General features: G+C 75.0%; 17 protein-coding genes. 4 read left to right on the forward strand and 13 right to left on the reverse strand.

Annotated features, from left to right (window positions below):
• Nucleotides 1–179 precede the first annotated feature (179 nt).
• Genes ADL22_RS32140 through ADL22_RS32150 form a run of 3 tightly spaced genes read right to left on the reverse strand, consistent with a single transcriptional unit; the run spans nucleotide 180 to nucleotide 3,696 of the window.
• The gene (locus tag ADL22_RS32140; RefSeq protein WP_066987909.1) at nucleotides 180–941 is read right to left on the reverse strand and encodes an amino acid ABC transporter ATP-binding protein; all 762 of its coding nucleotides are present in this window, start codon (nucleotides 939–941) and stop codon (nucleotides 180–182) included.
• Nucleotides 938–2,836, reverse strand: a complete 1,899-nt coding sequence (locus tag ADL22_RS32145) for an FAD/NAD(P)-binding protein (RefSeq protein WP_066987911.1) — start codon at nucleotides 2,834–2,836, stop codon at nucleotides 938–940. The genes ADL22_RS32140 and ADL22_RS32145 overlap by 4 nt, the downstream gene beginning before the upstream one ends.
• Nucleotides 2,833–3,696: an amino acid ABC transporter permease gene (locus ADL22_RS32150; RefSeq protein WP_066987913.1), complete on the reverse strand. Its 864-nt coding sequence runs from the start codon at nucleotides 3,694–3,696 to the stop codon at nucleotides 2,833–2,835. Before ADL22_RS32150 ends, ADL22_RS32145 begins: the two co-directional genes overlap by 4 nt.
• Nucleotides 3,697–4,190: 494 nt before the next feature.
• On the opposite strand from ADL22_RS32150, the gene ADL22_RS32155 reads away from it, so the two are divergent.
• The gene (locus ADL22_RS32155; RefSeq protein ID WP_066987915.1) at nucleotides 4,191–5,156 is read left to right on the forward strand and encodes an ABC transporter substrate-binding protein; all 966 of its coding nucleotides are present in this window, start codon (nucleotides 4,191–4,193) and stop codon (nucleotides 5,154–5,156) included.
• A gap of 109 nt (nucleotides 5,157–5,265) precedes the next feature.
• On the opposite strand, the gene ADL22_RS32160 is transcribed toward ADL22_RS32155, so the two are convergent.
• The 4 genes from ADL22_RS32160 to ADL22_RS32175 are packed head-to-tail and all read right to left on the reverse strand — an operon-like array spanning nucleotide 5,266 to nucleotide 9,134.
• Nucleotides 5,266–5,868 carry a GTP-binding protein gene (locus ADL22_RS32160; protein ID WP_066987917.1) on the reverse strand — a complete coding sequence of 201 codons (603 nt, stop codon included), beginning with the start codon at nucleotides 5,866–5,868 and terminating at the stop codon, nucleotides 5,266–5,268.
• Nucleotides 5,852–6,193 carry a DUF742 domain-containing protein gene (locus ADL22_RS32165; protein WP_066987919.1) on the reverse strand — a complete coding sequence of 114 codons (342 nt, stop codon included), beginning with the start codon at nucleotides 6,191–6,193 and terminating at the stop codon, nucleotides 5,852–5,854. Before ADL22_RS32165 ends, ADL22_RS32160 begins: the two co-directional genes overlap by 17 nt.
• The gene (locus tag ADL22_RS32170) at nucleotides 6,190–6,615 is read right to left on the reverse strand and encodes a roadblock/LC7 domain-containing protein (protein WP_066987921.1); all 426 of its coding nucleotides are present in this window, start codon (nucleotides 6,613–6,615) and stop codon (nucleotides 6,190–6,192) included. The genes ADL22_RS32165 and ADL22_RS32170 overlap by 4 nt, the downstream gene beginning before the upstream one ends.
• A complete protein-coding gene (locus ADL22_RS32175) occupies nucleotides 6,612–9,134 on the reverse strand; it encodes a nitrate- and nitrite sensing domain-containing protein (RefSeq protein WP_066987923.1) in 2,523 nt (840 codons plus the stop codon). Before ADL22_RS32175 ends, ADL22_RS32170 begins: the two co-directional genes overlap by 4 nt.
• 405 nt (nucleotides 9,135–9,539) lie before the next feature.
• Here ADL22_RS32175 and ADL22_RS32180 point away from each other — a divergent pair, with 405 nt between their 5' ends.
• On the forward strand, nucleotides 9,540–9,989 hold the full coding sequence (locus ADL22_RS32180; protein WP_066987924.1) for a cell division protein SepF: 450 nt from the start codon (nucleotides 9,540–9,542) through the stop codon (nucleotides 9,987–9,989).
• Nucleotides 9,990–10,062: 73 nt separating this feature from the next.
• Here the strand turns inward: ADL22_RS32180 and ADL22_RS32185 are convergent, their stop codons facing one another.
• On the reverse strand, nucleotides 10,063–11,256 hold the full coding sequence (locus tag ADL22_RS32185) for an acyl-CoA dehydrogenase family protein (RefSeq protein ID WP_066987927.1): 1,194 nt from the start codon (nucleotides 11,254–11,256) through the stop codon (nucleotides 10,063–10,065).
• Between the two features lie 128 nt (nucleotides 11,257–11,384).
• On the reverse strand, nucleotides 11,385–13,052 hold the full coding sequence (locus ADL22_RS32190; protein WP_079064595.1) for an MFS transporter: 1,668 nt from the start codon (nucleotides 13,050–13,052) through the stop codon (nucleotides 11,385–11,387).
• 227 nt (nucleotides 13,053–13,279) lie between these two features.
• On the opposite strand from ADL22_RS32190, the gene ADL22_RS32195 reads away from it, so the two are divergent.
• The gene (locus ADL22_RS32195) at nucleotides 13,280–14,473 is read left to right on the forward strand and encodes a hypothetical protein (protein WP_066987929.1); all 1,194 of its coding nucleotides are present in this window, start codon (nucleotides 13,280–13,282) and stop codon (nucleotides 14,471–14,473) included.
• A gap of 264 nt (nucleotides 14,474–14,737) precedes the next feature.
• Entirely contained in the window at nucleotides 14,738–15,760 is a 1,023-nt protein-coding gene (locus ADL22_RS32200; protein WP_199836422.1) for a phosphatase PAP2 family protein, read from the forward strand.
• A 105-nt stretch (nucleotides 15,761–15,865) separates the two neighbouring features.
• Here ADL22_RS32200 and ADL22_RS32205 read toward each other — a convergent pair whose 3' ends face one another.
• The 4 genes from ADL22_RS32205 to ADL22_RS32220 form a co-directional block, all read right to left on the reverse strand.
• Nucleotides 15,866–16,093, reverse strand: a complete 228-nt coding sequence (locus tag ADL22_RS32205) for an I78 family peptidase inhibitor (RefSeq protein WP_066987931.1) — start codon at nucleotides 16,091–16,093, stop codon at nucleotides 15,866–15,868.
• Nucleotides 16,094–16,499: 406 nt separating this feature from the next.
• Complete coding sequence (locus tag ADL22_RS32210) at nucleotides 16,500–17,348, reverse strand: hypothetical protein (RefSeq protein ID WP_066987933.1); 849 nt, start codon at nucleotides 17,346–17,348, stop codon at nucleotides 16,500–16,502.
• 83 nt (nucleotides 17,349–17,431) lie between these two features.
• Nucleotides 17,432–18,697: a glycosyltransferase gene (locus ADL22_RS32215; RefSeq protein ID WP_066987935.1), complete on the reverse strand. Its 1,266-nt coding sequence runs from the start codon at nucleotides 18,695–18,697 to the stop codon at nucleotides 17,432–17,434.
• 259 nt (nucleotides 18,698–18,956) lie between these two features.
• Complete coding sequence (locus ADL22_RS32220; RefSeq protein WP_066987937.1) at nucleotides 18,957–19,598, reverse strand: transglycosylase family protein; 642 nt, start codon at nucleotides 19,596–19,598, stop codon at nucleotides 18,957–18,959.
• Nucleotides 19,599–19,871: the final 273 nt, after the last annotated feature.

Here is a 19,871-nt window from a genome sequence, read left to right on the forward strand (position 1 = left end):
ACCGGCCCCGGGGCGCGGCGCGAGGCCCGGGCGCGCCACCGGCCGGGGCGCGGCGTATCCCTCGCGCGGGGGACGGGGGCCGTAGGGGACATGCGAACGGATCCCGTAAGGGACCGAAGGCCCCCCTGCGGGGCCCCAACGCGGCAGGGGCGAAAGGTATTCCGCGCCGGCCACCACGCTCACAGCACCTTGGAGAGAAAGGCGCGCGTCCGCTCGTGCCGCGGGTGGTCCAGGACCTGTGCCGGCGGGCCCTGCTCCACGATCCGGCCGCCGTCCATGAAGACGACGGTGTCGGCGACCTCCCGGGCGAAGCCGATCTCATGGGTGACGACGATCATCGTGGTGCCCTGGTGCGCCAGGTCCTTGATGACGTCGAGGACCTCGCCGACCAGCTCCGGGTCGAGCGCCGAGGTCGGCTCGTCGAACAGCAGCAGCTTGGGCGCGAGGGCCAGCGCCCGGGCGATGGCGACCCGCTGCTGCTGCCCGCCGGACAGCTGCCCCGGGTAGGCGCCGGCCTTCTCCGCCAGGCCCACCCGGGCCAGCAGCCGGCGGGCGGCGGCCTCGGCCTCCGCGCGCGGGCGGCGCTCCACCGCGATCGGGGCCTCCACGACGTTCTCCAGCACGGTCAGATGCGGGAAGAGGCGGAAGTCCTGGAAGACGAAACCGATCCCGGCGCGCTGCCGGAGGATCTCCCGCTCCCGCAGCTCGTACAGCTTCTCGCCGGACCGCCGGTAGCCGACCAGCGCGCCGTCCACGCCGATCCAGCCGCGGTCGGCCTTCTCCAGGTGGTTGATGGCGCGCAGCAGCGTCGACTTGCCCGAGCCGGACGGGCCGAGGATCACGACCACTTCCCCGGCCGCCACCTCCAGGTCGATACCGCGCAGCACCTCGGTGGCGCCGAAGCTCTTGTGGACGGAGCGGAGTTCGACCATGGCGCTCATCGCGCGGCCCCCTTGGTGCGGTGGTGTGCCGGGACCGGGGCCGGTGGGGCGGTGCGGTCGCGGAGGAAGGTGAGCAGGGCCCGCGCGGTGGCGTCGTTCTGCCGGAAGGCGGGCGCGTTGGTGCGGGGCCGGGTGAAGGCGCCGCTGCCCCGGGCGTCGGTGTGCGGGCCGAGGGCGAAGCGGCGCGGGTGCGGGCGGCCGGCCCGGTCCAGGATCCGGCCGTCGGCGGGGTCGACGGCCAGCAGTCCGCCGGCGGTGGTCCGGGCGCCGTCCGCGGAGAGGGCGCGCAGCAGCCGGTCCCGGGTGCGGGCCACGGTCGGTTCCGGAAGCCGCGCCTCCACCAGCGCCCGGGCCTCGGTCACCGCCCCCGGCACACTGGTGGATTCCGCGCGGAACACCCCGCGCTCCTCGTCGGCGGTGACGGTCAGCCCGGCGCCCAGGAAGCGCACCACACCGGCCCGGGAGAGCGCCAGGAGCTGCCGCAGCCGGGGGCCGGGCGGCCCGGAGGCGAGGAAGCTGAAGAAGCCGTGCCACCACGGCCCGTGGTCGCCGAGCCGGACCAGCTGGCCGTAGACCGACAGCAGCGCGAGGAAGACCGCCAGGTCCGGGCTGTACGCCGGGTCGTGGCTGCGGACGAGGTCGGCCTCGATGTGGGCGCGCAGCCCGGCCTGGAGCGCCTCGGGGTCCCGGTAGCGGACGCCGTCCAGCGGATGGTCCAGGGCCTCGGTGTCGAACCGGTCGGCGGGGTCGGGGACGGCCGCGGACACCAGCGCGTCGAGCGCGGCGCCGCCCGGCTCGGCCGCGGCGTACTTCTCCTCGAAGTCCGCCCAGGCCATCCGGGTGCGGTCGCCGTGCGCGGTGAACAGCCGGTGGTAGTGGGCGAACCCCAGCTCCTTGTCGATCAGCGGCCGGACGTCCCGCCGGAAGTCGATCCCGCCGGGCCGGGCGAGCAGCGCGTCCACCTCGGCCGGGCCGAGGAACCGCGGCAGCGGCGGCCGCTCCCCGGACGGCGGGTAGCCGATCTTGGAGTGGTACGGGACGCCGCGCCGCGATCCGACGTGCAGCACCGGCTCCCGTCCGGAGGGGCGGTACACCACCTCGCCATCGGGCCCGGTGGTGTACGTACCGCCGCGGCCCTCGGTCAGCAGCACCATCAGGTCGACGAAGGCGAGCCCGAAGCCGCGTACGAGCACGGGTTCGCCGGGCCGCAGCCCGCTCAGATCGCTGTCGGCGGTGAACGCCGGCGGCAGGTACGTCAGTTCGTGGCGAGCCGCGAAGTCCGCCAACTCCCGTTCCGCGTCGGCCGGTTGGGACTCCAGATGACCCAGGGTGAGGACGACCAGGTCGGCCGGGAGCGGGGTGGCGCGGCCCGCCAGCCACACCTGCTGGCGGCCGTCGCGCGGCCCGGAGACCCGCAGCGCGGTCCGCCGGTGCTCGTGGACGGTGACCCGGGGCGGCAGCGCGGCCACCGCCCGCTCGTGGACCCAGCGGAGGTAGGCGCTCTGCACCCGCCGCCCGGCGAAGTCCGCGGGGCCCAGCGCCGCCGCGTCCGCGCGCAGGTCCGGCGGCGCGTCGAACGCCCCGTCCCGCACCCCTTGGGCCCACTCGGCGAGCGAGGGCCCCGGCCGCACCGGACCGGCCATCTCCACGGTGTCGTCGGTGAACAGGGTGACGTCCTCGGCCAGGGAGTTCATCCACAGCAGCGGGGACTGGCTCGCCCGCCAGATCCGGCCGCCGCCGGGCGGATACGGATCGACCAGATGCAGATCGAGCGGCCGGTCGCCGTACAGCTCGGGCGCGTTGGCGGCCATCCGCTCCACGATCCCGGTGCCGCGCGGGCCGGCGCCGACGATCACCACGGACGGCCGGTCCCGGCCCGGCTCGGCGGCGCTCACCGGGCACCGGCCGTGCCGCGGGCGTACCGCCGCTCCAGATAGTGCTGTCCGACGCCGAGGACCGAGGTGACCAGTACGTACCAGAGCGTCGCCACCACCAGCAGCGGGATCACCTGGTAGGTGCGGTGGTAGACCAGCTGGACGGAGTAGAGCAGGTCCTGGACGGCGATGACGCTGACGATCGAGGTGCCCTTGAGGGTGCCGATCAGCATGTTCCCGGCCGGCGGCAGGATCGCCCGCATGGCCTGCGGCAGCACGATCCGGCGCAGCCGCCGGCCGGCCCCGATGCCGAGCGCCTGCGCGGCCTCCAGCTGCCCCGGGCCGACCGAGAGGATCCCGGCCCGGACGACCTCCGCGGCGTACGCGGCCTCGTGCAGGGTGAGCCCGATGACCGCGACCGCCGCCGGGGAGAGGAGGTTGACCGTCTTCACGCCGAGGACGACCGGGTACAGCGCCCCGATGTTGAACCAGAACAGCAGCTGCACCAGGATCGGCACCGACCGGAACAGCCAGACGTAACCGCGGGCGACCGCGCGCAGCACGGGGTTGCCGGAGAGCCGCAGCACGGCGAGCAGGGTGCCGAGCGCGAAGCCGAGGACCATCACGACGGCCGTCAGCCAGAGGGTCAGGACGAGGCCGCGCAGGACGGCGGGGGTGAGGAAGTAGGCGGCGACCACGTCCCATTGGAAGGCGGGGTTGCGGACGACCGAGGTCAGGGCGAGGCCCAGCAGGGCGAGGAGGACGGCGGCGGCCGCCCACTGGCCGGTGCGGCGGCGCGGCACGATGCGCGGGGCGGCGGGGTCCGGGCCGCCGGGCGGCGCGGTGGGCGCGGCCGGGGCGTCGAGGGTGCGGGAAGGCATGCGAAAGGCTCCGTGGCGTCGTTCGAGCACGGGAGCCGGGCGCCTTCACACCCGGTGGAACGGGCCGCGCCCCTCAGCACGGCCGGTCTTGAGGCTATGGGGTGGATACGGCGTCTTGTCAAGGGCGGCCGGGCGGCGGGGAGTTGGGTGTGCGGGGGATCACTCGCGGTTGACGCGGAAACGGATGCCTGTTCCACTTGGTCGTATGCATCCATGGCAGCGGCTGGTCACCCGCGACCACATCGACTTCGGTCGCGTGTGGTCCTCCTCCTGTTGAGCTGACCCCCTGCCCTGCCGGGCCCGCCGTCCGCCGGCCGGCCCGCTCCCGCGGTTCTTCCCCCTTCCCCGCCGCGCGCCTTCACCCCGCGCCGCCGTCCGGCGCACTCCCCTCGCCTTCCCTTCCCTTGCCTCGCCTTTTCGTCCGCCCGGCCCGCTCGTCCGGCATGCCCGTACGCCGCCGAGCGCCGCCCCCGGCACCTGGAGAACCCGCGCCCATGACCGCCACCCGCACCCCACCCACCGGGCCGCGCCGCAGAGCGCGCCGCGCCGCCGCGCTGCTGGCCACCGCGGCCCTGGCGCTCACCGCCTGCGGTACCGGCGGCGCCGGCGCCCGTACCGCGGCCGCCGGACCGGCCCCCGGCGGCCGGATCCCCACCACCGACGTGGTCTCGGCCGTACGGAAGGACCCGGCCGCCGCCGCGCTGCTGCCGGCCGCCGTCCGGGCCCGCGGCACCCTCGCCCTGGCCAGCAGCGTCGGCACCCCGCCCGGCGCCACGTACCTGCCGGACGGCACGACCCTGGCCGGCCAGGACATCGACGTGGCGGACGCGGTCGGCAAGGTCCTCGGCGTCAAACTCGTGCGCGAGGTGGCCAGTTTCGAGGCGATCCTGCCGGCCCTGGGCAGCGGCAAGTACGACGTGGGCACCGGCAACTTCGGTGTCACCGACGCCCGCCGGAAAACGCTCGACTTCGTCACCTACGTCAACGACGGCCAGGGCTTCGCGGCCCGTAGCGACAGCCCGCTGAAGAAGGTCACCGCGCTGACGCAACTGTGCGGGCTGACCGTGGCCACCGGCGCCGGCACCACCTTCGAGACGACCTTGGAGGAGAACCGCCACCTGTGCCGGGACGCCGGCAAGCGGCCGTACGAGATCGCCACCTACGCCGACCAGGGCGCCCTGTGGATCTCGCTCCAGCAGGGCCGCAGCGATGTGGTGATGAGCACCATCAACGGGCTGCGGTACGCGGTGAAGCAGCAGCCGGGCCTGCGCTTCCTCAATGAATTCAAGCGCCTGGACGTGGGCTTCGCGTTCAAGAAGGGCACACCGCTGGCGCCGGCCTTCCAGGCGGCCGTCAACCGGCTGATGAAGGACGGGACGTACGCCCGCATCCTGGCGAAGTGGGGCACCGGGCCCTCGGCACTCGCCGCCTCCCGGATCAGCCCGCCGGAGCGCCGCTGAGCAAGGCCGCCGCTGACCCGGGCCGCTTGCGCGACGGGGCGGGCGGCCCGGTCCCGGCCCGTGCCGGTATCCGGTGCCCGCCCGCCCCGCCCGCGGCCGTCCGGCCCGGTCAGCGCGCCAGTGCCCCGGCCCGCCGTACGCCGCCGGCCGCGTGGCGCGATACGACCTGGTCCATCAGCGCCGCCAGCACATCGCGCACCGACGCCCGCCGCCGCGCGTCGCAGGCGATCACCGGCACCGCGCCGTCGATGCCCAGCGCCTCGCGGATCTCCTCCACCTCGAACTCCTGGGCCCCGGCGAAGTGGTTGACCGCCAGCACGAACGGCGTCCCGCGCTCCTCGAAGAAGTCCAGCGCGGGGAAGGAGTCCTCGATGCGCCGGGTGTCGACCAGCACGATCGAGCCCAGCGCGCCCTCCACCAGGTCGTCCCAGAGGAACGAGAAGCGGTCCTGGCCCGGTGTGCCGAAGAGATACAGCACGATCGACGGATCGAGGCTGATCCGGCCGAAGTCCAGGGCCACCGTGGTGGTGGTCTTGTTCTCCACGCCGACGAGGGAGTCCACCCCCACCGAGACCTGGGTGATGGCGGCCTCGGTGTCCAGCGGCTCGATCTCGGAGATGGCGCCGATGAACGTGGTCTTGCCGACGCCCAGCCCGCCGCTGATGACGATCTTCACGGCGAGCGGTGCGGCCTTCTCAGAGCGCCCTGACATGATCCCTGATCCTCTCCAGGACATGGAGCGGCAGCTCCTTGGGTTGTTGACAGACCAGCAGTCCGCCGACGACGAGGTCGGCGATGAGCACCTTGGCGACGCCCAGCGGCACCCCGATCCCGGCGGCCACCTCGGCCACCGTCGTCGGCCGGCCGCACAGCGCCACGATCCGCCGGCGCTCGAACTCCAGCGCCTCGGTCGGCGCCTCGGGCACCGCCACGACCAGCGTCTCCAGCCGCAGGCCGTCGTGCATCGGCTCGGCCCGGCCGCCGGTCATGATGAACGGCCGGACGAACAGCGCGTCCTCCTCGGCTTCCTCGCTCATCGCGGCAGTACCTGCCGCAGATCCGCGATCAGCGCCGGGGTGAGCAGATCACCGGCCCGCTCGGCGAGCACCGCCATCTCGTAGCCGACCAGGCCCAGTTCGCCGGTGGAGTCGGCGAGCACGCCCAGGCAGCTGCCGTCCCGGATCGCCGAGACCAGCAGGAAGCCGCGGCCCATCTCGATCATGATGAGCTTGACGCCGTCGAACTCGTAGCGCCGGGACGCGCTGCGGGCCAGGCTGGACAGCCCGGAGACCACCGCGGCCAGATGGTCCGCGTCGGTGCGGTTCAGCCCCTCCGAGACGGCGATCAGCAGGCCGTCCGAGGAGACCGCCACCGCGTCCCGCACCCCGTCCGTCTTGCGGACGAAGCTGGCCAGCAGCCAGTTGAAGGTGTGCGAATCGTTGTGCGTCTCGACGCTCACTTCTGGTCCCCCTTCGCCGCGGCCCGGTCCGTCCGCTCCGCCCGCTCGTCCTGCCCGCCGCCCGGTACGTCCGGGCCGCCGCTGCCCCGGTCCTTGCCCTGGGCCCGTTCGCGCTCCTTCTCCACGCTGATCCCGCCGCGCATATGGGCGCTGCGGAGGGTGGCGAGCATCCCGGAGACCTCGTCGGGGGTGCGGTCCGGGGTCGGGGCGGCCTGCTGCTGCCAGCGCGGTTCGGCCGCCTCGTTGACCGCCGTCTGGATGGCGCTGCGCTTGGCCCGTTTGACCAGGCCGTTGCGGGTGCGGGCCGCGGAGGACCCGCGCGGGCCGGCCGGGGTGGCCGGGGCCGCCGCCGGGGGCTCCGCGTCCGCGCCGGTGTCACCGTCCGGCCGGGGCCGGGGCAGCGGCTCGGAGCGCCCGCCGCCGGACGCGCTCCGGGCCTGCTCCGGCCGTCCGGCCGCCGGGCCGTCCGCCGCCGCGGCGTGCTCCTCCGCCACCGCACTCCCCTTCTTCTCCGCCGGTGCGTTCCGCTTGTCCGGGGCGGGTGCGCCCGGTGCCGCGACCGCGGCCGGCGCGGGCGCCGGCGCGCTGCCCGGCTCGGCGAGGTGCGCGGCCGGGATGAGCACCCGGGCGACCGTGCCGGCCGCCGGCGCCTCCCCGAGCCGGACCTCGATCCCGCACTTGCGGGCCAGCGCGCCGACCACGAAGTGCCCCAGGAACCGGGTGGGTTCGGCCATGAAGCTGGCGGCCCCGGAGAGCCGGACGTTGGCCTCGGCCATCGCCGCGGCGTCCATGCCGGTGCCGTGGTCGACGATCGCGACGAGGTAGCCGGCGCTGGTGCGGCGGCCCTCGACCTCCACATCGGTGTCCGGCGGCGAGAAGCTCAGCGCGTTCTCGATCAGCTCGGCGAGCAGGTGGGAGATCTCCGAGACCACCGTGCCGCTGAGGAACGCGGCGTCCACCCGGCGCAGTTTGACCCGGCGGTACTCCTCGACCTCGGAGAGCGCCGCCCGGATCACATCGGTGACCGACAGCGGGGTGGCCCAGGTGCGCGGGCTGGCCTCGCCGGCCAGGACCAGCAGGCTCTCGGCGTTGCGCCGCATACGGGTGGCGAGGTGGTCCAGCTCGAAGAGGTTGGCCAGGGTCGCCGGGTCGGCGTCCTCGTGCTCCAGCTTGTTGATGAAGCTGATCTGCCGGCGGACGAGATTCTGGTTGCGGCGGCCGAGGTTGACCAGCGACTCGGTGGCGTTGCGGCGCAGGACGGCCTGCTCGGTGGCCAGGTCGTAGGCGGCCTGCTGCACCTGGTCGAAGGCGTCGGCCAGCTGCCGGACCTCGCTGCCGGCGCCGCGCGGTACGGACAACGGGGCGGGCGGCTCGGGCTTGCCGGACTCGTTCTGGACCCGGGCGACGGCGGCCGGCAGCCGCTCCCCGGCGACCTCGCGGGCCTGCCGGGTCAGCGAGCCGAGCGGTCCGGAGACGGACCGGGCGGCGCCGACGGCGAGCGCGCCGAGGGCGAGCACGGAGCCGGCCGCGAGCGCCGCGAACAGTGCCAGGGTGCGGGCCGCGTCCTGCTCCAGCTCGGTCGCGCGGTGCTTGATGTCCGCGCCGAGCGCCTTCTGCACGGTGCGCAGTCCGTCGATGGTGGCGGTGGCGGAGTTGTACCAGGCGCCGGGCGGGACGGTGCCGGCGCCGGGCAGCGTGCCGCGGCCGGCGACGATCCGCTTCTCGTAGCCGAGGAGTTCCTTGGCGGCCGGGGTCGCCAGCGCGTCGCGGACCAGCCGCTGCTGGCGGGGGGTGGCCCACTCGGGATACTCGTCCAGTGACGCGAGGCGGCCGGAGCGGGTGGTCATGAAGCGGGTGTAGTCGTCGCCGAGGAACCGCCCGGTGTGCAGCGAGCCGAGCACGATGGCGCGCTCCTGGCCGGTGAACTCCTTGGCGGTGCCGAGGACTTGGAGGGCTTGGTAGTCGGCGCGGAGCTGGGCGTCGCGGACCTCGACGAGGCCGGTGCCGATGCGGTTGAGCGCGACGTTGGTGCCGGTGAAGTAGTCGTAGGTGGGCGCGACGCGGGCGGTGCCGCGGTCCGCGGCGGCCCGGACGCCGGGCAGCGCGCCGACCTTGCGCAGGCCCTGCCGCACGGCGTCGGCGGCGCTGTCCTCGCGGTCGGCCAGCTCCCGGCGGACGGCGGCCAGCGCGGTGTCGGTGAGCTTGCGCTGGGCCAGCATCCGGTCGTGGAACTCGGTGATCCCGCCGACGTAGCCGGTGGTCAGGCCGCGTTCCTTCTGGTGTTCGTGGATGAAGCCCTGGAGCGCCTCGGAGAGCTGGGCGTCGGCGGCGGTGGTGGCGGCGTTGCCGTAGTCGTCCATCTGCCGGGCGGCGGAGAGGCCGAGCAGGGCCAGGAGTATCGCCAGCGCGACCGCGAGGATGCGGATGAGCTTGGCGCGGATGGTGCGCGGCGCCACGACCGTCGCCGTGAACGCCCTGCGGAGGCGCGGGACGCGGGCCTCCGTGATCGGTGTAGTCACGTGCTGAACTTTCAGCTTTCAGAGTGGTTATGTCCGGAAGCAGAGCGGTTTCTGCTTCCGTGTCAACGACACTCCGCCGGGTCAGTCACCCGATCATCGGCCCATATCTCCGGCACATGCCAAGCGCTTCGACATATGCCCTGGTCCCGGTACCGAACCTTCTCGCCAGTCGTTTCCGCCCGGCGCCGTCAACTTGTCGACATCACCGGATCGGGTACCGACCGTGACGTCTTTCGCACGGTCAGTTGACGCAGGGGGCACGGGAGCTGACGGCGCACCACCCTCTTTGCACCAGATATGTCACGAACCCCCGTGCGGCGGGTATCCGCTTGGCACTCCCTCGCCCTCATGGACGACGATAGGGCGAACGGAAATCACAGACACCGCGGGTGGGAGGAGGCGTCAATGGGATCGGTACGCAAGGCGAGCGCCTGGCTTGGCCTCGTCGACGACAACGATGACGAGCGCTACTACGACGACGACTACGCCGAGGGACCCGAGTCCGCCGCCCCGGGCGCCGGCCCGTGGGCGACCGACCCCCGGGTCCGGGTGGCCGACGAGGCCGCCGCGCACCAGGGGACCCGGATCGCCACGGTCACCCCGGCCTCCTTCCGGGACGCCCGCGGCATCGGCGAGCTCTTCCGGGACGGCGTCCCGGTGATCGTGAACCTCACGGCCATGGAATCCGCCGACGCCAAGCGGGTGGTGGACTTCGCGGCCGGCCTGACCTTCGGCCTGCGCGGCTCCATCGAGCGCGTGGCCACCCGGGTCTTCCTGCTGACCCCGGCCGACTACCGCGTCGTCACGGGCGAGACCCGCGGCGCCCGCAACGGCGGCTTCTTCAACCAGAGTTGAGACGGCCGGGCGCGGCCCGGGCCGGCCGGATCCCCGGTCCCGCCCCGGGGACCGCGGCGGCCGGCGCCCCCGCTCACCGGAAGGCGTCGAGCCCGGTGAGCGCCTTGCCCAGCACGAGCTGGTGCATCTCCGCGGTGCCCTCGTAGGTGAGCACCGATTCGAGGTTGGTGGCGTGCCGCATGACGGGGTACTCCAGCGAGATCCCGTTCGCGCCGAGGATCGTGCGCGCGGTGCGGCAGATCCCGATGGCCTCCCGCACGTTGTTGAGCTTGCCGAAGCTCACCTGCTCCGGCCGCAGCCGCCCGGCGTCGAAGCGCCGCCCGAGGTGGTGGGCGAGCAGCACGCCCTTGTGGAGTTCGACGGCCATGTCGGCGAGCTTGGCCTGGGTGAGCTGGAAGGCGCCGATCGGCTTGCCGAACTGCTCGCGGGTGCGGGCGTAGTCCAGGGCGGTCTCGAAGCAGCTGCGGGCCGCGCCCATGGCGCCCCAGACGATGCCGTAGCGGGCCTGGCCCAGGCACTCCAGCGGCGCGCGCAGCCCCGTCGCCTCCGGCAGCACCGCGTCGGCGGGCAGCCGCACCTCGTCCAGGACCAGTTCGCTGGTGACGGAGGCGCGCAGGGACCACTTCTGCTTGATGTCGGTGGCGGTGAAGCCGGGGGTGTCGGTGGGGACGGCGAAGCCGCGGACGCCCTCGTCGGTACGGGCCCAGACCACCGCGACGCCGGACACCGAGCCGTTGGTGATCCACATCTTGCGGCCGGTCAGCACCCAGTCGGAGCCGTCGCGCCGGGCGCGGGTGCGCATACTCGCCGGGTCGGAGCCGTGGTCCGGTTCGGTCAGCCCGAAGCAGCCGATGACCTCGCCGGCGGCCATCGCCGGCAGCCACCGCTGCTTCTGCTCCTCCGAACCGAAGCGCCACAGCGCGTACATCGCCAGCGAGCCCTGCACCGAGACCAGGGACCGGATACCGGAGTCGGCGGCCTCCAGCTCCAGGCAGGCCAGGCCGTACTGGACGTGCGAGGCGCCGGCGCAGCCGTAGCCGGTCAGGGACATGCCCAGGGCGCCGAGCGCGCCCAGCTCGCGGGCCAGTTCGCGGACGCCGGGCAGTTCGCCGCGCTCGTACCAGCCGGCGATGTGCGGCAGCACGCGGTCGGCGGCCCAGCGGCGGACGGTGTCGCGGACCGCGCGGTCCTCGTCGGTGAGCAGGTCGTCCAGGCCCAGGGGGTCCTGGGGGTCGAACGGCGGAAGCGAGGACGGCGTGGGCGACATGGCGGGCCTCCGGCGGTTTCAGCGCTCGCGCGAAAAACTAGCAGTGGTAGTTACGCGCGTCCGACGGTACGGCCCCCGGCGCCGTACGGGCAAGGGCCACCCGCCGCGCGCCGCCCGCCCGGCGGCTCTCAGCGGCCGGTGCGCGCCGGGGCCGGCGCCCCCTCGCGCCCCGCGGCCGGCACGTTCGCGGCGGCGGCTCCTCCGGCCCCCTCCTCGGCCGGCGCCCCGGCCTCGGCGCGCTCGCCGGACTCCGCGGCCCGGCGCGGCAGCCGCAGCGCGATCGCGGCCCCGACCAGCAGCAGCACGCCGCTGGCGACGAGCGTGACCCGCAGGCCGTGCACGAACGCGTCCCGGGCGGCCAGCCGGAGCGCCTGGCGGGCGTGCTCGCCCAGCCCGGCGGCGACCTTGTACGCCTCGCCGAGCGAGTGCGACGCCGAGCGGGAGGCCCCCGCCGAGACCCCGTCGACCCGGGACAGACCCGGCGCGTACGCCGCGTTCATCACGCTGCCGAGCAGCGCCACGCCGATACCGGCGCCGAGCTGGTAGGCGGTCTCGCCGAGCGCCGCGGCGCCGCCGGACTGGGCGGCCGGCGCCTCGCTGAGCATCGACTCGTACGCCCCGAAGAGCGTGGACTGGAAGCCGAAGCCGAGCAGGACGAAGCCGAGGGAGAGCTGCCAGAAGCGGTCGTGGGTGCCCATCGCGGTCAGCGACAGCACCGCGATCGCGGTCAGCGTGAAGCCGGCCGAGACCATCACCCGCGGGCCGAGCGCCTGGAGCACCTTGGAGCCGGTGAGCCCGGCGGCCATCGCGGCGAAGACCAGCGGCAGCATCCGCAGGCCGGTCTCCAGCGGGCTCAGCCCCAGCACCAGCTGGAGGTACTGCACGGCGATCAGCTGGAGCCCGACCAGGGCCAGCATGGCCAGCACGATGCAGCCGATGGAGGTGCCGAACGCCGGGCGGGCGAACAGCCGCATATCGATCAGCGGATGGGCCCGGCGGCGCTGCCGCCGCACGAAGAGGACCAGCAGCACCGTGCCCACCGCGATCGGCAGCAGCGTCGTCACCCCGACCACCGGGGCGCCGCTGCCCAGCCGCTTCACCCCGAAGACGATGCCCAGCACGCCGAACGCCGCGATCACCGCGCCGAGCAGGTCCCAGGGGCCGTTGCGCTCCCCGCGCGACTCCGGCAGCAGCCAGCGCCCTATCAGGAACATCGCCGCCATCATCGGGATGTTGATCAGGAAGACCGAGCCCCACCAGAAGTTCTCGACCAGGAAGCCGCCGAGCACCGGGCCGACCGCGGCGCCCACCGCGGCCACCGCGCTCCACATCCCGATCGCCACCGCGCGCTCCCGCCGGTCGGGGAAGACCTGGCGCAGGATCGACAGCGTGGCCGGCATGATCATGGCGCCGCCGATGCCGAGCAGCGCCCGGGCGGCCATGAGGATCTGCGGATTGGGCGCGAGCGCCGCGGCGGCCGAGGCCAGCGCGAAGAGCCCGTAGCCGAGCAGCAGGACCCGGCGGCGGCCGACCCGGTCGCCGAGCGTGCCGAAGAGGATCAGCAGCGAGGCGGCGATCAGCGGGTAGATGTCGACGATCCATAGCAGCTCGACCGGGCCGGGCCGCAGGTCCTCGGTGACCGAGGGCACCGCGACGTAGAGGATCGTGGTGTCCAGCGCGACGAAGAGCAGACTGACGCAGAGCACCGTCAGCACCGTCCAGCGGTTCACACCGCCGCCTGTGTGCCCGGGAACACCAGCCGTCCGCCCCCTGCCGGACGCGGTCGTCCCTGACATCCAGTACCTCCTGTCATGCGCTCGCCGGTCCTGCTCCCGCGGGCCGCGGACCGCGGCGCGGCGGCGCTCCGGCGGAACCGGCGGCACGGGCGAGTGGAGACGTCAGACTACGCGAGTCCCTCCAGGGCCCGCGTGGCCCACCTCACGGTGAGACGCTCATCGCAGCCCGGACGTTCCCCGCGCCGGACCGCCCCGGCCGGACCGCCGCCACCTGGATAATCGTCCGGATGAACGACCTCGCCTCGACCGCCGCGCCCGGCCGGACCCTCTGCCCGCCCGCCGTCCGCGCCGCCCTGCGCCGCGCCGTCCCCGGCCTCGCGGCGTTCGCGGCGGTCCGGCTGCTCGGGCTGGTGGTGCTGATGGCCTGGTCGGCGGCGGCCGGCAAGGACTGGCACACCCTGCTCACCGCGCGCTGGGACTCCCTCTGGTACACCCGCGTCGCCGAGCACGGCTACGGCTACACCCTCCATCTGGCGAACGGCGCGGTCCACTCCGACCTCGCGTTCTTCCCGCTGCTGCCCTGGCTGGAGCGCGGCCTGTCGGCGCTCACCCCGCTCACCGCGGCGGACGCCGGGATGGCGGTGGCCTGGCTGTCGTCGCTGGCCGCCGCCTGGGCGCTGTACGCCACCGGCGAGCGGCTGCACGGGCCGCGGGCCGGGGTGGCGCTGGCCGCGCTGTGGGCCGCGCTGCCGGTCGGCGTCGTGCAGTCGATGGCGTACTCCGAATCGCTGTTCACCGCGCTCGCCGCCTGGGGCTGCTACGCCGTGCTGACCGGGCGCTGGGTGTGGGCGGGCGCGCTGGCGTCGCTGGCCGGGCTGACCCGGCCGGTGGGCGCCGCGGTGGTCGCCGCGGTCTGGATCACCGCCGCGGTGACGGTGGCGAACGAACGGGCCGGCGGGGTGCGGTGGCGCGCCCTCCTCGGCGGCCGGCACCGGCGGATGCTGCTCGGCGCCGCGCTGGCGCCGCTCGGCTGGTGCGGCTACGTGCTGTGGGTCGGCGCCCGGCAGGGCTCGCCGACCGCTTATCTGGACGTCCAGGGCGGCTGGGGCAACGGCTTCGACGGCGGGCTCGCCTTCGCCCGCTTCATCGGCCACCAGCTGGCCGGCCCGGCCCTCCCCGCCGGCCTGGGCCTGCTGGCCGGGGTCGCCCTGGTGATCTGGCTGTACGTGCGCGGCGTACGGAAGGGCCAGCCGCTGCCGCTGGCCGTCTACGGCGGCACGGTCCTCTTCCTCGCGCTCACCGCCAAGGGCTATTTCGGCTCGAAGCCGCGGCTGATGATGCCGGCCTTCCCGCTGCTGCTGCCGCTCGCGGCGGGGCTGGCCCGGTGGCGTCCGGCGCGGTCCTGGCTCGTGATCGCGCTGGTGGCGGCCGGCTCGGCGGTCTACGGAGCGTTCTGGCTCAACGGCTCCGGCCCGCCGTGACCGGAAGATCCCGCTCCGTAATGCCCGCCCGGAGGAAAACCCTCCGGGCCGCCCGCGGGTATCCCCGATAAACTCCCCACCGAAAAACAGATAAGCGCCTATCGGCCCGGCGCGCGGCCGGTCGGAAGGGAATCCGGAGGGCGGGAAATTCTCGTCGATATCCCCGGAAGCGACACCGGATTGAGACCCATTCCACATCACATCGTCATTACAAAGCGCATGGTTTGACCAAGCGCATACATCACACGCGGTAACGTCGTTTGAGTGCGTACCGATGACAAGCTCGACCAGATGGAGGAGCGCCTCCCGACCGATCGCGTCAGACCGCCGCGCATGACCCGGACCCGGCTGTGGCTGTTCTGGGGCACGCTGGCGGTCTACGCCGCGATCGTCGCCGGGGTGCTCGCCAACACCTCCCTGGTCACCATCGACTGGCAGCTGATGCTCTTCCGGCCGTACAAGCAGTGGCCGGCGATCCACGCGTTCCTGGACTACTTCGTCGTCCTGGGGCAGCGCGGCCCGACCGCGGTGGCGGTGGCGGCCTGGCTGGGCTGGCGCTGCTGGCGGCAGCGCAACCTCCACCCGCTGCTGGTGCTCGGCGCCTCGCTGCTGCTGCTGAACATCACCGTCGGTGCCGCCAAGCTCGGCATGGGCCGCCTGGGCCCGCACTACGCCACGACGGTCGGGTCGAACGAGATGTGGCTGGGCGGCGACATATTCCCCTCGGGCCACACCGCCAACGCCGTGGTCACCTGGGGCGTACTGGCCTATCTGGCGACCACCCCGCTGCGCCGCCGCACCCTGTCGGTGATCGCCGCGCTGGGCGCGCTGGGCGTCGGGATGACCACCGTCTACCTCGGTACGCACTGGGTCAGCGACGTCCTGCTGGGCTGGGCCGCGGGCCTGCTGGTGCTGCTGGCGATGCCGTGGGTCGAGCCCGGCATCACCTGGGTCGAGGACCGGCTGATGGGCATCCTGCTGCGGCTCTGGCTGCGGCTGCGCCCGAATTCCCTGCGCGGCCCGCTGCCGGCCGGCGCGCCGGCCCCGGACGCCTCCCGGCCGCGTCCGGCCGCGGACGGCGAGGTGCTGGTGCGGGAGGCGGTCGGCGCCACCGCCGGGAGCCGCGCCGCCCGGGGCGCGGAGGGCCGGCCGCACCACCCGCCGCGCCCGCACACCACCCGCGCCGAGCGCGCCCCGGTCACCCCGGCGGGCAGCCGCCGGCCGCCGCACGCGGACCGCGTCCCGCTCGGCCCGGCCGCCGGCCGCCCCCGCAACGGCACCGGCTGACCGCCCGGCCACCGGGCCCGGTACGCACACCCCGCCCGCACGAAGGCCCCGGCCGCTCCCCTCGGAGCGCCGGGGCCTTCGCCGTGTCCGCCCGGCGGCGGGCGGTCAGCCCTGCCAGCCGCGCCGCACCACCCCGTCCTCGACCTCGAAGTTGATCCGGCCGATCGCGTACTCCATGGTGATCATGGCGCCAGGCGGCAGCGAGCGGACGGTGGTCCAGCCGCGGGAACGGGCCCGCGCCTCGGCGTCCTCCTGGCCGAGGCCGACATACGCCTCGGGGTCGTCCTGGATGCCGGGGGTCTCACCGGGAAGGGTCGGTTCGTCGGGTGCCATACCGGCCACCGTAGGCGTCCGCGGCGGCCCGGGGGAAGGCCCGCCGGACCGCCCCGCGCCGTCCCGCCGTCCCGCCACGGGTCACACTTCTGTCACAGCGAACGCTCCTGCGATTGCCGGAACCGCCCTCACCCTTACGCGCCGAACGCCACCGCGACCGGGTGGAAAACACCGCGGCCGGAATTCCCCCTTGATCGGATACCGAAGCGTGTGCCGCCGCATCGGACATCGCCGGGCAACTCCCGGAAATCAATCCCCGGGCGGCCCGGTAATCCCCTTTTCGAACGCCCTTTTCCAGCCGCCCGGAAATAGCCCGGCGGGACACTTCCCCCACACATTTCCCGCACACCGGCGCCGCCGTCCCCGCGGCCCGCCCACCCGGCACGGGCCGCCCCGCCGGGCGCCGCTACGCGTCGCCGAGCGGCCCGGTGACCCGTACCGCCAGGTCGTTGTCGAGCGTGTAGTACGGGCCGACGCGCAGTTCGCCGGCGGCCGAGGGCACCGGCACGGCCGGGTAGCTGAACACCTGCTCCTTGTCCGGGACGTCGTCCAGGAGGCGGGCGATACGGACCGGCGGGGCGCCCGCGGCGGGCCGCAGCCACAGGTCCCACGGCTCGCTGCCGCGCCGCCAGCGGGCGGCCAGCTCCGCGCACGGCAGCGTGAAGCGGAAGTCCGGGCCGTCGGCGTCCAGCGGCACCGCCACCGGCTCCGCCCCGTCGCGGCGGGGACGCGCCTCGGCCTGCGCGCCGGCCGCCGGACCCGCCCCGTAGAGCCGGCCGGTGACGGTGATGCCGCCGGGCGCCACCAGGATGTCGCCGGCCTCCGCGTGCGGACCGCGCAGCCAGCTGCGCAGCGCCAGATTGCCGCGCTGGGTGGCGTACGGGATGCGCACGCCGAGCCGGCCGATACCGGCCAGCGGCCGGCGGTCCACCAGGGAGCGCAGGTCGTGGACGCCGGGCAGCAGCCGGCGCGGGTCGGCGCCGTCGCCGAGATCGGCGTAGGCGTGCCAGCGGCCCTCGGCGAGCGCGACGGTGCTGGGCAGCACGGCGCGCAGCCGGCCGGGGCCGTTCGGGCCGAGCGGCAGCCGCACCTCGTCGTCGGCCGGGCCGGCCGCCGCGGGCTCCCCCGCGCCGGCGCGCAGCCGCAGCACCAGCGCCGCGCTCCAGGTGGTGCCGTGCCCGCGCGGCACGTCCAGGTCGAAGGTGAGACCGCCCGCGGAGTCCGCGATGCAGTCGGCCTTGAGGTCCACGGGCACCGGCGTCCCTCCTTGCGTCACCACGGTCCGCCGCGGGCGCGCGGCCGCTCCGGGACCCGCCGGCGGCGGCTGCGTCGAGGCGTTCATACCGTCCGTACCCCTCTCACCGCGGCGCGGACCGCGTGCCCGGTGGCGTACTTGGTGGCGTATCCGCCGCCGATCAGGGCTCCCCTGGCGTGGTGCAGGGAGCCGCGCAGACCGCCGCGCCGCCGCGCGAGCAGGTCGGCGAAGAGGTCCGCGTGGCGCCCGGCCACCGCGGCCGGGTCGAAGCGGGCGGCGGCCGCGGCGCGCGCGGCGGCGCCCAGCCGCGCCCGGGCGGCGCCGTCGCCGGCCAGCGCCAGCAGCGCCGCGCCGAGCGCCGCGGGGTCGCCCGGCGGCACCAGCCGGCCGGTGACCCCGTCCTCGACCATCTCGCCGGCCGCGTACGGGCAGTCGGTGGCGACGGCCGGCAGACCGCAGCGCATCGCCTCGGCGAGGGACGTGCCGGTGGCCTCCGGGCCCGCCGGGTCCACGGCGAGGGCGCCCTTGGCCCACTCCGCCTCCATGGGCCGGGCCCGGCCCATCAGGAACACGTGGTTGTAGAGCCCCAGTTGCCCGATCAGGTCGCGCAGCGCGGGGCGTTCGGGGCCGCCGCCGTAGATCCGCAGCCGCCAGTCGGGGCGTTCGGCGGCCACCGCGGCGAACGCCCTGATCAGCACGTCGAACCGCCGCTCGCGGACCAGCCGGCCGGCCGCGACCGTCCACCGGCCGCTGCCGTCGGCGGGCGCCAGCCGCGGCGCGGGCACCGCCGGCGGCACCGCCGCGATCCGCACACCGGGCAGCCGCATCCCGCGCCGGTACGCCCGGGCGTCCGCCTCGGTGCCGGTGATCAGGGCGTCCAGCCGCGGGTAGGCGCCGCGCAGCGCCAGCCGCAACTCCCGGCCGTGCGCGGCCAGGCAGAGCGGCTCCTGCCCGATCCGGAGCGGGCCGCGGCGGGTCTGCCGGGCGATGTGCACGGTGAGGCCGGGCCGGGTGCCGACCACCGCGTCGGCGGCGGTCCGGCGCAGGTACTGGGCGATCCGCCGGTCGGTCAGCGCGCTGTACGGGCCGGAGCCGGGCTCGGCGGCCGGGAAGACCCGGGACGGCCGGGTGTGCGCGGGGTCCGCGCGGTCGGCGGCGTGCTCCCGCAGGTCCACCAGGTGGCGCAGCGCGACCCGGGGCGCGAGATCGTGGGCGGGGGCGTCGCGGTGGCGCAGGACGGAGACGATCTCGACGTCGTGCCGTTCGGCGAGCGCGCCGGCCAGGGCGAAGGCCGCCCGGACCGGCTCCCCGGTGCCGTAGGCGTGGTGCATCAGGAATGAGATGTGCATCCGTCCCCGCGTCCCTGGTCCTCGCTGTCCTCGATCCCCCGCGGCCCGCACCGGCCGCCCGGCGGCGCCCGGCGGCAGGCTGGTGAAAGGTAAGACCGCGAAACGGCCTTCATGGTTGGGGGTATTCGCCAAGTCGTGCCGAAAAAGTTAGGGCATCGGAATGGCGGGACGGGAACTTTTCCGGAAGCGAGGGCCGGGCGCGCGCCGGGCGGACGGCCCGCGCGCCCGGCGCGCACCGGAGTGCCAGCGGGTCAGCCCGTCAGCGGAGCCTGAGCCGGGTGCCGACCTGCAGCCGGTCCGGACGCTCCCCCACGGCCTCGCGGTTGGCGTCGTACAGCGCCTGCCAGCCGCCCTTGACGCGGTGCCGGCGGGCGATCCCGGACAGCGTCTCCCCGGGCCGGACGAGATGGCGGCGGCCGCCGTGGTCGCCGCCGTCTCCGTCACCGCGGTCGCGGTCCCGGTCCCGGTCCCGGTCGCCGAGCAGACCGTACCGCCGGGCGCACTCGGGCCAGGCGCCCCACCCCTGGGCGGCCTGGACCCGCTTGGCCACCTCGATCTGCTCGTCCCGGGTGGCCAGGTCCGCGCGCCGGGCGTACTTCAGCCCGCCGTACGCCTCCCAGGTGGGCTGCCAGAACTGGAGGCCGCCGTAGTAGCTGTTGCCGGTGTTGATGTGCCAGTCGCCGCTGCTCTCGCACTCGGCGAGGCAGCCCCAGGGCCACTGGTCGTCGGCGCAGGCGTACGGGGGCCGGCCGCCGTCGCCGCCCCCTCCGCCGCCGTCGCCCCCCGGCGCCCCGTCGGCGGCCGCGCCGCCGGCCAGGCAGAGGACCAGGGCTGCGGCCGCCGCGGTGAGCAGCCCGACGGATTCCACGCGGCGCCGCGGCGCCGAAGAGTTGTCCGACATAGCCGGTGACGGTAGGCAGCGGGCCGCCGGGCCCCGGGGCGCCGCGCCCTCCCCGGGGACGACCGCACCCCGTCCGGCGGACAAAACACGGCCGACTGCGCCAAGTTCTGGTCAGGAATTGAACGGAGCGTGACCGGTCGGCCGACCGTTTCCCACCGCTTCCCCGCCACCCGGCGCGTGGTTCGATTCTGTTCGCGTCCGCGCGTGACTCTGCCGGGGGTCGCCCGTTGTCCTTGTACGAGCCGGGAGACCGCCCGGCAGCCGCTCATGAAG

Origin of the sequence: Streptomyces sp. NRRL F-4489 (assembly GCF_001509485.1) — a bacterium.
In the GTDB taxonomy this organism is placed as follows: Bacteria; Actinomycetota; Actinomycetes; order Streptomycetales; family Streptomycetaceae; genus Streptomyces.